This window comes from Burkholderia sp. KCJ3K979, assembly GCF_016759955.1.
GTDB lineage: Bacteria > Pseudomonadota > Gammaproteobacteria > Burkholderiales > Burkholderiaceae > Burkholderia > Burkholderia orbicola.
Genome location: NZ_JACFYV010000028.1, coordinates 18,439 through 31,061 on the forward strand (window position 1 = coordinate 18,439; position 12,623 = coordinate 31,061).

Consider the following 12,623-nt stretch of genomic DNA (forward strand, 5'->3'; position numbering starts at 1 on the left):
GCCGGCTGCGACCGCCCTCGGACATACGCGGCAGTTGAAACCGGCACTGTGTTTTTGTACAGTATCGGCACCGTGAGCCCGACCACCATCCCGCCTGCCGATCCGCCCGCGCCACCGCCCGGCGACGCGCCGCCGCGCATGCGCAAGATCATTCATTGCGACTGTGACTGCTTCTACGCATCGGTCGAGATGCGCGACGACCCGTCGCTGCGCAACCGGCCGCTCGCGGTCGGCGGCCGCCCCGACCAGCGCGGCGTGATCGCGACCTGCAACTACGAGGCGCGGCGCTACGGCGTGCATTCGGCGATGTCGTCCGCGCTGGCGATGCGCAAGTGTCCGGACCTGCTGATCCTGCCGTCCGCGATGGACAAGTATCGCGCGGCGTCGCGGCAGATCATGGCGATCTATCGCGACTACACGCCGGACGTCGAGCCGCTGTCGCTCGACGAGGCGTACCTCGACGTCAGCGGGTCGGAGCGTTGCCAGGGCAGTGCGACGCTGATTGCGCGCGAGATCCGCGAGCGGGTGCGCGATACGGTCGGCGTGACCGTGTCGGCAGGCGTCGCGCCGAACAAGTTCATCGCGAAGATCGCGTCCGACTGGAACAAGCCCGACGGGCTGTTCGTCGTGCGGCCGCACGAGATCGACGCGTTCGTCGCGGCGCTGCCGGTGCGCAAGCTGCACGGCGTCGGCAAGGTGACGGCCACGCGGCTCGACCGGCTCGGCATCCAGACCTGCGCGCAATTGCGCGACTGGCCGCTGATCGACCTGCACCGCGAGTTCGGCGCGTTCGGGCGGCGGCTGTACGAACTGTCGCGCGGGATCGACGAGCGGCCCGTGCAGGCCGATCAGGAGCGCAAGTCGGTCAGCGTCGAGACGACCTACGTGACCGACCTGACGACACTCGAACAATGCGCGGGCGAAATCCGTCGCCTCGTCGTGCAACTCGACGCGCGGATCGATCGCGCGGGCGCCGCGCGGTCGATCCGCAAGCTGTACGTGAAGATCCGCTTCGCCGATTTCCAGCGCACGACGGTCGAGTGCGTGGCCGACGCGACGAATGCCGAGACGGCCGTCACGCTGCTCGGGAAGGGGTTGTTGCGGCGCGCGCAGCCGGTACGGCTGCTCGGCGTCGGCGTGCGCATCGACGAGGATACGGCCGAACGCCACGGGCAATTCCTGCTGTTCGACGACGAAGTGGGCGACGACACGCCCGCGCCATGAAAAAAGGCACCGCCGAAGCGGTGCCTGTCGATGCAGCCGGCGTGGCCGGGCAGCCCGTTCAGTGCGCGGACGTGGCCATCCCGTTGTGGCGCAGCAGCGCGTCGATCTGCGGCTCGCGACCGCGGAACGCCTTGAACGACTCCATCGCCGGCCGGCTGCCGCCGACCTCGAGGATTTCGCGGCGATAGCGCGTGCCGGTTGCCGCGTCGAGCACGCTGCCGTTGGCGGCGGCCGCTTCCTCGAACGCCGCGTACGCATCGGCCGACAGCACTTCGGCCCACTTGTAGCTGTAGTAGCCGGCCGCATAGCCGCCCGCGAAGATGTGGCTGAACGTGTTCGGCCAGCGCGAGAACGCCGCCTGCGGGATCACGTGATAGCGCTCGTTGATCTCGCGCGCGAACGCGGTCACGCCGGTGGCGCCGGCCGGGTCGAAGTCGACGTGCAGCAGCATGTCGAACATCGAGAACACGATTTGGCGCAGCGTGCCGAGCCCGCTCTGGAAGTTCTTCGCGGCGATCATCTTGTCGAACAGCTCGCGCGGCAGCGATGCGCCCGTATCGACGTGCGACGACATCGACGACAGCACGTCCCATTCCCAGCAGAAATTCTCCATGAACTGCGACGGCAGTTCGACCGCATCCCATTCGACGCCGTTGATGCCCGACACGCCGAGCTCGTCGACGCGCGTGAGCATGTGATGCAGCCCGTGGCCGAATTCATGGAACAGCGTGATCACTTCGTCGTGCGTGAAGCACGCGGGCTTGCCGCCGACCGGCGCGGAGAAGTTGCAGGTCAGGTACGCGACGGGCGTCTGCACGTCGCTGCCGCGCTTCGCGCGCGAACGCGCGTCGTCCATCCAGGCGCCGCCGCGCTTGCCTTCGCGTGCGTACAGGTCGAGATAGAACTGCGCGACGAGCGAGCCGTCGCGGTTCTCGACGCGGAAGAAGCGCACGTCCTTGTGCCATACCGGCGCGTCGTCCGGCTTGATCTTCACGCCGAACAGCGTTTCGGTGACGGTGAACAGGCCCTTCAGCGCGGCCGGTTCCGGGAAGTACTGCTTGACCTCGTTTTCCGAGAACGCATAGCGCTGCTGGCGCAGCTTCTCGGCCGCGTATGCGACGTCCCACGGCGCGAGTTCGGCGAGGCCGAGCTCCTTCGCGGCGAACGTGCGCAGCTCGTCCCAGTCCTTGTCCGCGTGCGGGCGGGCGCGCGTCGCGAGATCCTCGAGGAATGCGATCACCTGCTGCGGCGATTCGGCCATCTTCGGCGCGAGCGACACTTCGGCGAAGTTGCGGTAGCCGAGCATCTGCGCCTCTTCGCGGCGCAGCTTCAGCGCGTCGACGACGATCGCCGTGTTGTCCCATTCGGCCTTGCCGTCGCCGTACTGCGGCCCGAGCTCCGACGCGCGCGTCGCATAGGCGCGGTAGAGCGTCTCGCGCAGCGCGCGGTTGTCCGCGTACTGCAGCACCGGGAAGTACGACGGGAAATGCAGCGTGAATTTCCAGCCTTCCTTGCCGTCCTTCTGCGCGGCTTCGCGGGCAGCCTCGATCGCGTCGCCGGGCAGGCCGGCCAGCTCGGCTTCGTCGGTGACGAAGTACGCGTACGCGTTGGTTGCATCGAGCACGTGATCGGAAAACGCCTTCGACAGCGCGGCCTGCTGTTCCTGCAGTTCCGCGAAGCGCGGTTTCTGGTCCTCGGGCAGCTCGGCGCCCGACAGGCGGAAGTCGCGCAGCGCATTGTCGAGGATCTTCTTGCGCTCGGCGGACAACGTTGCGTATTCGGCGCTCGCGGCGATCGCCTTGTACTTTTCGTACAGCGCGAGATTCTGGCCGACGCTCGACCAGAACTCGGTCACGCGCGGCAGGTTTTCACCGTAGGCAGCGCGCAGTTCGGGCGTGTCGGCGACCGCATTCAGATGACCGACGATGCCCCAGGCGCGGCCGAGCGGCTCCGTGGCCTGCTCGACCGTCTCGACGACGGCGGCCCAGGTCGACGGCGTGTCGCTCGCGCTCGCCGCTTCGACCGCGCGGCTGGCGGCGTCGAGCAGCGTATCGAGCGCGGGCGTCACGTGTTCCGGGCGGATCTCGCCGAAACGGGGCAGGCCGGAGAAGTCGAGGAGGGGATTGGTGTTGGCGCTGGCGGACATTGAGACTCCCTGTCTGTTGCCGGATGAACCGGGGTGAAAAGGGTGAGGCGCGATGAAGCGGCGCCCGATAGCGACATTATTGGGGCGCATCGTGCGCTTTCCAATCGTTAGTTTCTAATGACGCGATTGACGCAGGGTCGGATGTGGGCGCCCGGCCAGGGGCGGCCGGCGGCGGGCGAGCAGCGAGGTGCATCGGCGCGCCGGCCGGCGCGATGCAGCCGCGCGATTGCGGCTGGCGAGGCGCCGGCGCGCGGACCGCGCACCGGCTGGGCAAAGACAGCTTCAGGCTGCGGCGGCAGCGGCGCGTTCGGCGGATTCGATCGTGTTGATCAGCAGCATCGTGATGGTCATCGGGCCGACGCCGCCCGGCACCGGCGTGATGTAGCCGGCGACTTCCTTCACGCCCGCGAAATCGACGTCGCCGCACAGCTTGCCCGCGTCGTCACGGTTCATGCCGACGTCGATCACCGTTGCGCCCGGCTTCACCATGTCGGCGGTCAGGATGTTGCGCTTGCCGACCGCGGCGACCACGATGTCGGCCTCGCGCGTATGCGCGGCGAGGTCGCGCGTCTTGCTGTGGCAAATCGTCACGGTCGCGCCGGCGTCGAGCAGCATCATCGCCATAGGCTTGCCGACGATGTTCGAGCGGCCGATCACGACCGCGTTCGCGCCCTGCAGCGCAATGCCGTGCGCTTCGAACATCTTCATCACGCCGTACGGCGTGCACGGGCGGAACAGCGGCTTGCCGGTCATCAGCGCGCCGGCGTTCGCGACGTGAAAGCCGTCGACGTCCTTTTCCGGCGCGATCGCCTCGATCACCTTGTGGCTGTCGATGTGCGCGGGCAGCGGCAGCTGGACGAGGATGCCGTGGATCTTCGGGTCGCGGTTCAGTTCGTCGATGCGTGCAAGCAGGTCGGCTTCGGACAGCGTGGCCGGGTACGCATCCTTCAGCGAGAAGAAGCCGTTGTCCTCGCACGCCTTGATCTTGTTGCGCACGTAAACTTCGCTCGCCGGGTTGGCGCCGACGAGGATCACCGCGAGACCGGGCTGGTGGCCGCGTGCGGTCAGCGCGGCGGCGCGTTCGGCGGCCTGGGCGCGCAAGGTCTTCGAAAGGGCGTTGCCGTCGATGAGGAGGGCTGTCATGGTGGTGGGTCCTGCCGGGAAGTTGGAATGCGGGCGTACGGCGCGCAAAGCGCCGTAGCAAAGCACGTAATTATACCGTTCGCCTGCTGCCGTCCGACAGCGAATCAACGGGAAGCGTCATGGCCGCGGCGCTCGCGCGCCGGGAGAAACGGCCGCCGCCGCGCGAGTGGGCCGCATCGCGCGGGGCGGCAAACACCGGTTCCGAGCCGGGCGGCCGGCGGTGGGCCGTGCCGCCGCGGCCGGAGAACCCGCTCAGGCCTGCTTCTTCGACAGCGCGAGGCGCAGCAGGTCGGCCACCGTGTTGACGTTGAGCTTTTCCATGATGTTCGCGCGGTGTGCCTCGACCGTCTTGATGCTGATGCCGAGGTCGTCGGCGATCTGCTTGTTCAGGCGGCCGGCGATGATCCGCTCGAGCACCTGCTGCTCGCGCGCGGTCAGCTTCGACAGGCGTTCGCTCGCGGCACGCTGCTCCTGCACGCTCTTGCTTTCGCTTCGGGCCTTGTCGAGCATCCGCTCGACGAGCTTGCGCAGCTCGGCTTCGTCGAACGGTTTCTCGATAAAGTCCATCGCACCCTTTTTCATCGTCGACACGGCCATCGGCACGTCTCCGTGACCGGTGACGAAGATGATCGGCAGCGCGGCATTGTCGGCGATCAGGCGTTCCTGCAATTCGAGGCCGCTCATGCCCGACATCCGCACGTCGAGGATCAGGCAGGCGATCTGGCCGGCCTGCTGCGCCGGCTGATAGGCATCGAGGAACTGCTCGGCGCTCGAGAAGCATTGCACGCGATAGCCGTTCGCCTCCAGCAGCCAGCGCAGCGAGTCCCGTACGGCCTCGTCGTCGTCGACGACAAAGACGGTTTCCTGAGTGGTGGTGACAGGGCTATTCATAGTTCTCCCGTAACGGTATGTGATGCCGATGCCTCGCGCCCCCCTTGGCCGAGATCAGCGGGTTCCCCAATGGGCAGGCTGCAGTGGAACGTCGCGCCGGAAATGCGGCCATCCGGCTCGACGTTGTTGACCACCCACAGACGCCCCCGATGCGATTCGATGATCGAACGGCAGATGTTCAGCCCCATGCCCATGCCATCGGACTTGGTGCTGTAAAACGGTTCGAACAGGCGCTCGGCGGTCGCTTCGTCGACGCCCGGGCCCTGGTCGATCACACGGATGTCGACGAAGCCCGCATCGATGTCGGCGACCACGCGGATCACGCCGTCCGCCGACGCCGGCTTCACGTCGGCCATCGCCTCGGCTGCGTTCTTCATCAGGTTCATCAGCACCTGTTCGATCAGCACGGGGTCGACATAAATAATAGGCATTCTTGCGAGGATTTCCGTGACGATCCGGATCCTGCGCTTTCTGGCCTCGATTTCGGCCAGCCCGACCGCGTCGGCGACGATGTCCGCGACCCGCGCCGGCTGGCGCTTCGGCTCGCTGCGCTTCACGAATTCGCGAATCCGCTTCACGATCATCCCGGCCCGCAGCGCCTGCTGCGCGGTCTTTTCCAGCGCGGGCTGCAGCGTCTCGGGCGTGCCGCGGCCGCTCTTCACGAGCGCGAGCGTGCCCGAGCAGTAGTTGTTGATCGCGGCGAGCGGCTGATTCAATTCGTGAGCAATCGACGACGCCATTTCGCCCATCGTCATCAATCGGCTCGTGAACTGCAGTTTCTCTTCCTGCTGGTGCGCGAGCTCCTGCGCCTTCTTGCGGGTCGTGATGTCGGTCGCGATCTGCATCTGCGCGAGGTGGCCGTCCACCCACTGGATGTACTGGCGGCGCACCTCGAACCACTTCTGGATGCTCTCGACGTACACCTCCTGCGCATCGGCGGTGCTGCTCGTCAGCGCGGCGGCCGGCAGGCCCGCGAACGCGTCGACCATGTCGATCGAGTCGGACGATGCCTGCGCGCGATCGAAGCCACCGCCCGACAGCTCCAGATGGCCATCCGGGCGGATGCCGAACAGGTGGCGATAGTAGCGGTTCGCGAACAGCAGCTCGGCTTCGTCGGCGGCCAGCACCGACACCGCGGCGTCGAGGCTTTCGAGCACCGTCGTGAAGCGTTCGTGCGCGGCCGCGAGTTCTTCGCGCGCGCGCTTCGGCTCGGTGATGTCGGTCATCGACGACATCCAGCCGGTCTGGCGGCCCGAACTGTCGATCAGCGGCGACACGTACAGGCGCGCGTGGAACAGCGTGCCGTTCTTGCGCCGCACGCGCAGCTCGAAGCCCGAGCTCGGCGCCTTGCCGCGCAGCGTCATGTCGAGCTGGCGCTGCATTTCCGGGTACGCGTCGCGCGGCCAGTACGGGAACGGCGCGACCTTGCCGACGAGATCGGTTTCGTCCCAGCCCGTCATCCGGCAGAACGCGGGGTTCACGTGCGTGATGCGGCCGTGCATGTCGAGCACGCGCATGCCGATCAGCACCGAGTTTTCCATCGCGCGGCGGAAGAACGCTTCCGCGTACAGCGCCTGCTGCGCCTCGAAGCGCTGGCGCGTGTGCTTCCACAGGCTCCAGAGGCTCCACAGCACGAAGCACGACAGGCCGGCGACGAGCCACACGAGCGTGTTGTTGGTCAGGTTGGTGAGCTGCGGGAACGCGTACACGCGCACCGTCAGCCCCTGGCCGGGCGGGTCGAGCGGAAGATCGTAGTGCGAGTCGCGCGGCAGGCGCGGGCGTGTCGACGTGGACGACAGTTCGCGGTTGTTCGAGTCGGTGATGGAGATCTTGTACTTCGACGACAGTTCCTGCGGGATGTCGTGCTTCAGGATGCCCTCGACCGAGAACACCGCGGCGATCGAGCCGAGATATTCGCGGTCGCCGCGCATCACGGGCGTCTGCAACGTGATGAAGCCGTTGCCGAAGTCGTCGTAGATCAGCGGAGAATAGGCCTGGCGGCGCGTGCTGCGCGCCTCGTCGTACGCGCCGCGCACGGCGTCCTGCATCTGCGCGTCGCCGGGCTTCGCGAGGCGCTGGCCGAGCAGCGGCGGATGCACGGTCGGCCAGCGCTGCACGCCGGGCGCCGTGTACCAGTTCAGGTAAAGGATTTCCGGGTGCGTCTGCATCACGTCTGCGACGGCCATCTGGAATGCGTTCTGGTCGAGGCGGCCGGACGCGAGGTCGCGCGACAGCGCCTGCAACTGCTCCTGCGCGCCCGTCATCGACAGGCGGATCTGCTGCTGGGCCCACGCGACGTTGCGAAACAGGGTGTCTTCCTGCTGCTGCTGTTCGCGCCGGTTGAGGCTCCACAGGATGAGGCTCATCACGACGAGGAACACCAGGATCGACAGCAGCGGCGTCAGCAAATAGGAGTTGGACCACCACGGTCCGTGGTGCCAACGGGACGGCTGCGACTCCGCCGGCGGGCCCGGCGGTCGCGCCGAGCGTGCGAAAAGCCGATCGGTCAACATGGCAGGATTGTAGCGCAGCGCAATACATGGAAAACCGATACCGGATATGTTGAACGGAAACGGTTTTGTTCGGACGAGACGGGCCGCGGAGCCCCGAAATATGGGTGCAGCGCAGCAATATTCCGCATTACGAGAAAAGATCTCACAATTCGAAAATTTTGTTGCGCAGGCCCGTCCACGCTCATTACAATCCGTCGGAGCTTGCCCGCAGCCGGCCGCGTCGCGTCGTCTGCACGAGAGCGATCCTCACATTCCAGGACCCAGGAGACGAGAATGTCCGCTGTACCGAACGAAGTGATGAAATATGTCGCCGCCGAACGTGACGACGACCCGCAAGAAACCGTCGAGTGGCTGGAGTCGCTCGATGGCGTGATCTCCTCCGTGGGCACCGGCCGTGCGCATTACCTGATCGAAAAGCAGATCGAATTCGCCCGCATGCACGGCGAACACCTGCCGTTCTCCGCCAATACCCCGTACATCAACACGATTCCGGTCGAAGCCCAGGCAAAGATTCCGGGCGACCAGGACATCGAGCACCGCATCCGTTCGTACACGCGCTGGAACGCGCTGGCGATGGTGCTGCGCGCAGGCAAGGACACGAACGTCGGCGGCCACATCGCGTCGTTCGCATCGGCGGCGACGCTCTACGACGTCGGCTACAACCACTTCTGGCACGCAGCGTCCGACCAGCACGGCGGCGATCTCGTGTTCGTGCAGGGCCACTCGTCGCCGGGCGTGTACTCGCGCGCGTTCCTGCTCGGCCGCCTGAAGGAAGAGCAGCTCGACAACTTCCGTCAGGAAGTCGACGGCAAGGGCATCTCGTCGTATCCGCACCCGTGGCTGATGCCGGACTTCTGGCAGTTCCCGACCGTGTCGATGGGTCTCGGCCCGATCATGGCGATCTACCAGGCCCGCTTCATGAAGTACCTGGAATCGCGCGGCATCGCGAAGACGGAAGGCCGCAAGGTGTGGGCGTTCCTCGGCGACGGCGAGACGGACGAGCCGGAATCGCTCGGCGCGATCGGCATGGCGAGCCGCGAGAAGCTCGACAACCTCGTGTTCGTGATCAACTGCAACCTGCAGCGTCTCGACGGCCCGGTGCGCGGCAACGGCAAGATCATCCAGGAACTCGAATCGGAATTCCGCGGCGCCGGCTGGAACGTGATCAAGGTCATCTGGGGCAGCCGCTGGGATGCGCTGTTCGCGCGCGACAAGTCGGGCGCGCTGATGCGCCGCATGATGGAGTGCGTCGACGGCGAATACCAGACGTACAAGTCGGAGTCGGGCGCGTACGTTCGCGAGCACTTCTTCAACACGCCTGAACTGAAGGCGCTCGTCGCCGACTGGTCGGACGACGACATCTGGGCGCTGAACCGCGGCGGTCACGATCCGCACAAGATCTACGCGGCATTCCACGAAGCCACGAACACGAAGGGCGCGCCGACCGTCATCCTCGCGAAGACCATCAAGGGCTACGGGATGGGCGAGTCGGGCCAGGCGATGAACATCACGCACCAGCAGAAGAAGCTGCCGGTCGAGCAACTGAAGAAGTTCCGTGACCAGTTCCGCCTGCCGATCACCGACGAGCAGATCGCCGACGTGCCGTACCTGAAGTTCGAGGAAGGCTCGAAGGAACTCGAATACATGCGCCAGAAGCGCATGGACCTCGGCGGCTACCTGCCGCACCGCCGCGAGAAGGCGACGTCGCTGCCGGTGCCGGCGCTCGACGCGTTCGAGCCGCTCCTGAAGGGCACGGGCGAAGGCCGCGAGATCTCGACGACGATGGCGTTCGTGCGGATCCTGAACATCCTGCTGAAGGACAAGGCGCTCGGCAAGCGCGTCGTGCCGATCGTCCCGGACGAATCGCGTACGTTCGGCATGGAAGGCCTGTTCCGCCAGATCGGTATCTGGAACCAGGAAGGCCAGAAGTACGTGCCGGAAGATTCCGACCAGCTGATGTTCTACAAGGAATCGCAGACCGGCCAGATCCTGCAGGAAGGCATCAACGAAGCGGGCGGCATGTGCGACTGGATCGCGGCGGCGACGTCGTATTCGACGCACGGCGAGATCATGGTGCCGTTCTACATCTTCTACTCGATGTTCGGCTTCCAGCGGATCGGCGACCTGGCCTGGGCCGCGGGCGACATGCGTTCGCGCGGCTTCCTGCTGGGCGGCACGGCGGGCCGTACGACGCTGAACGGCGAAGGCCTGCAGCACGAAGACGGTCACTCGCTGCTGTGGGCGGCATCGGTGCCGAACTGCGTGAGCTACGACCCGACGTTCGGCTACGAACTCGCGGTGATCATCCAGGACGGCCTGCGCCGCATGGTGCAGGACCAGGAAGACGTGTACTACTACATCACGGTGATGAACGAGAACTACGAGCACCCGGCGATTCCGCAGGGCGAGCACGTGGCGGCCGACATCATCAAGGGCATGTACGCGTTCAAGAAGGCCGACGCCGACAAGAAGGCGCCGCGCGTCCAGCTGCTCGGCGCGGGCACGATCTTCAACGAAGTGATCGCCGCCGCCGACCTGCTGAAGAACGACTGGGGCGTCGCCGCCGACCTGTGGAGCGTGCCGAGCTTCACCGAACTCGCGCGCGAAGGTCATGAGGTCGAGCGCTGGAACCTGCTCCATCCGACCGAGGAGCGTCGCCTGTCGCACGTGCAGAAGTGCCTGAAGGATACGCAGGGCCCGGTCATCGCATCGACCGACTACGTCCGTGCGCTGGTCGACCAGATCCGTGGCCAGATCGATCGCCGCTTCGTCGTGCTGGGCACCGACGGCTTCGGTCGTTCGGACACCCGCGAGAAGCTGCGTCACTTCTTCGAGGTCGACCGTCACTGGGTCACCGTCGCCGCGCTCAACGCGCTGGCCGACGAAGGCACGATCGAGCGCAAGGTGGTCGCGGACGCGATCGCCAAGTACAACCTCGATCCGTCCAAGCCCAACCCGATGACCGTTTAACGCACACGCCGTGTGATGCCGCGCGCCGCTCCCGCGAGGAGCGCGCGCGGCCATGGAGACAGAAACAGATGAGTCAAGCGATCGAAGTGAAGGTGCCGGATATCGGCGATTACAAGGACGTGCCGGTCATCGAGATCGGCGTGAAGGTGGGCGATACGGTCGAGCCCGAGCAGTCGCTCGTCACGCTCGAGTCGGACAAGGCGACGATGGACGTGCCGAGCCCGGTCGGCGGCGTCGTGAAGGAAATCAAGGTCAAGGTCGGCGATTCCGTGTCGGAAGGCTCGCTGATCATCCTGCTCGAAGGCGGCGCTGGCGCCCAGGCGAATGGCGCGGCAGCGCCGGCCGCGGCTCCGGCAGCAGCGCCGGCACCGGCTGCCGCGGCCCCCGCGGCTGCACCGGCCGCGTCCGGCGGCACGCTGGAAGTGAAGGTGCCCGACATCGGCGACTACAAGGATGTCCCGGTGATCGAGATCGGTGTGAAAGTCGGCGACACGGTCGAGAAGGAACAGTCGCTCGTCACGCTCGAATCGGACAAGGCGACGATGGACGTGCCGAGCCCGGCCGCCGGCGTCGTGAAGGACATCAAGGTCAAGGTGGGCGATTCGGTGTCGGAAGGCACGCTGATCGTGCTGCTCGAAGCCGCCGGCGCGCCGGCTGCCGCACCGCAGGCCAGCGCACCGGCTCCGGCCGCTGCCGCACCGGCGCCTGCTGCTGCACCGGCACCCGCGCCTGCGAAGGCTGCGCCGGCACCGGCTGCCGCCGCCCCGGCCGCCGCGCCGTCGGGCGAATACCGCGCCAGCCACGCATCGCCGTCGGTCCGCAAGTTCGCACGCGAACTCGGCGTCGACGTCGCGCGTGTGCAGGGTTCCGGTCCGAAGGGCCGCATTACGAAGGAAGACGTCACGGGCTTCGTGAAGGGCGTGATGACCGGCCAGCGCGCGGCACCCGCCGCGGCAGCCGCACCGGCAGGCGGCGGCGAGTTGAACCTGCTGCCGTGGCCGAAGGTCGACTTCTCGAAGTTCGGCCCGTTCGAGGCGAAGCCGCTGTCGCGCATCAAGAAGATCTCGGGCGCGAACCTGCATCGCAACTGGGTGATGATCCCGCACGTCACGAACAACGACGAAGCGGACATCACCGAGCTCGAAGCGCTGCGCGTCCAGCTGAACAAGGAGCACGAAAAGGCGGGCGTGAAGTTCACGATGCTCGCGTTCGTGATCAAGGCAGTCGTCGCCGCGCTGAAGAAATTCCCGACCTTCAACGCGAGCCTCGACGGCGACAACCTCGTGTTCAAGCAGTACTTCCACGTCGGTTTCGCGGCCGATACGCCGAACGGCCTCGTCGTGCCGGTGATCCGCGATGCGGACAAGAAGGGCCTCGTCGACATCGCGAAGGAAATGAGCGACCTGTCGAAGGCTGCGCGCGAAGGCAAGCTGAAGCCGGACCAGATGCAAGGCGGCTGCTTCTCGATCTCGTCGCTCGGCGGGATCGGCGGGACGAACTTCACGCCGATCATCAACGCACCGGAAGTGGCGATCCTCGGGTTGTCGCGCGGCCAGATGAAGCCGGTGTGGGACGGCAAGCAGTTCGTGCCGCGGCTCATGCTGCCGCTGTCGCTGTCGTATGACCATCGCGTCATCGATGGCGCGGAAGCCGCGCGGTTCAATGCGTATCTCGGAGCGTTGCTCGGGGATTTCCGTCGCATCATTCTTTGATGAGATGAGGGGCTCGCGGGGGCG

7 protein-coding genes are annotated in these 12,623 nt (G+C 66.4%); 3 read left to right on the plus strand and 4 right to left on the minus strand.

What is annotated here, in order from left to right:
* The first annotated feature begins 48 nt into the window (after positions 1-48).
* The gene (gene dinB / locus H3O04_RS09525) at positions 49-1,224 is read left to right on the plus strand and encodes a DNA polymerase IV (RefSeq protein ID WP_202587566.1); all 1,176 of its coding nucleotides are present in this window, start codon (positions 49-51) and stop codon (positions 1,222-1,224) included.
* Positions 1,225-1,282: 58 nt separating this feature from the next.
* Here dinB and H3O04_RS09530 read toward each other — a convergent pair whose 3' ends face one another.
* The 4 genes from H3O04_RS09530 to fixL form a co-directional block, all read right to left on the minus strand.
* Positions 1,283-3,370, minus strand: a complete 2,088-nt coding sequence (locus H3O04_RS09530; RefSeq protein WP_202587567.1) for a M3 family metallopeptidase — start codon at positions 3,368-3,370, stop codon at positions 1,283-1,285.
* A gap of 282 nt (positions 3,371-3,652) precedes the next feature.
* Positions 3,653-4,513, minus strand: coding sequence for a bifunctional methylenetetrahydrofolate dehydrogenase/methenyltetrahydrofolate cyclohydrolase FolD (gene folD / locus H3O04_RS09535; RefSeq protein WP_023477455.1), 861 nt, complete (start codon positions 4,511-4,513; stop codon positions 3,653-3,655).
* Between the two features lie 252 nt (positions 4,514-4,765).
* Positions 4,766-5,404 carry an oxygen response regulator transcription factor FixJ gene (gene fixJ / locus H3O04_RS09540; RefSeq protein ID WP_006493245.1) on the minus strand — a complete coding sequence of 213 codons (639 nt, stop codon included), beginning with the start codon at positions 5,402-5,404 and terminating at the stop codon, positions 4,766-4,768.
* Positions 5,401-7,917, minus strand: a complete 2,517-nt coding sequence (gene fixL, locus H3O04_RS09545) for an oxygen sensor histidine kinase FixL (RefSeq protein ID WP_006478377.1) — start codon at positions 7,915-7,917, stop codon at positions 5,401-5,403. Before fixL ends, fixJ begins: the two co-directional genes overlap by 4 nt.
* Positions 7,918-8,190: 273 nt before the next feature.
* On the opposite strand from fixL, the gene aceE reads away from it, so the two are divergent.
* Together aceE and aceF are read left to right on the plus strand one after the other, a co-directional pair.
* Complete coding sequence (aceE, locus tag H3O04_RS09550) at positions 8,191-10,887, plus strand: pyruvate dehydrogenase (acetyl-transferring), homodimeric type (protein WP_006478378.1); 2,697 nt, start codon at positions 8,191-8,193, stop codon at positions 10,885-10,887.
* A gap of 68 nt (positions 10,888-10,955) precedes the next feature.
* Entirely contained in the window at positions 10,956-12,599 is a 1,644-nt protein-coding gene (aceF, locus tag H3O04_RS09555) for a dihydrolipoyllysine-residue acetyltransferase (RefSeq protein ID WP_078041003.1), read from the plus strand.
* The last annotated feature ends 24 nt before the right edge of the window (positions 12,600-12,623 follow it).

Bases quoted from the DNA above. Each gene is read 5' to 3' on its own strand.
- H3O04_RS09530 (WP_202587567.1), bottom strand. From the start codon at position 3,370: ATGTCCGCCAGCGCCAACACCAATCCCCTCCTCGACTTCTCCGGCCTG.
- folD (WP_023477455.1), bottom strand. From the start codon at position 4,513: ATGACAGCCCTCCTCATCGACGGCAACGCCCTTTCGAAGACCTTGCGC.
- fixJ (WP_006493245.1), bottom strand. From the start codon at position 5,404: ATGAATAGCCCTGTCACCACCACTCAGGAAACCGTCTTTGTCGTCGAC.
- fixL (WP_006478377.1), bottom strand. From the start codon at position 7,917: ATGTTGACCGATCGGCTTTTCGCACGCTCGGCGCGACCGCCGGGCCCG.
- aceE (WP_006478378.1), top strand. From the start codon at position 8,191: ATGTCCGCTGTACCGAACGAAGTGATGAAATATGTCGCCGCCGAACGT.
- aceF (WP_078041003.1), top strand. From the start codon at position 10,956: ATGAGTCAAGCGATCGAAGTGAAGGTGCCGGATATCGGCGATTACAAG.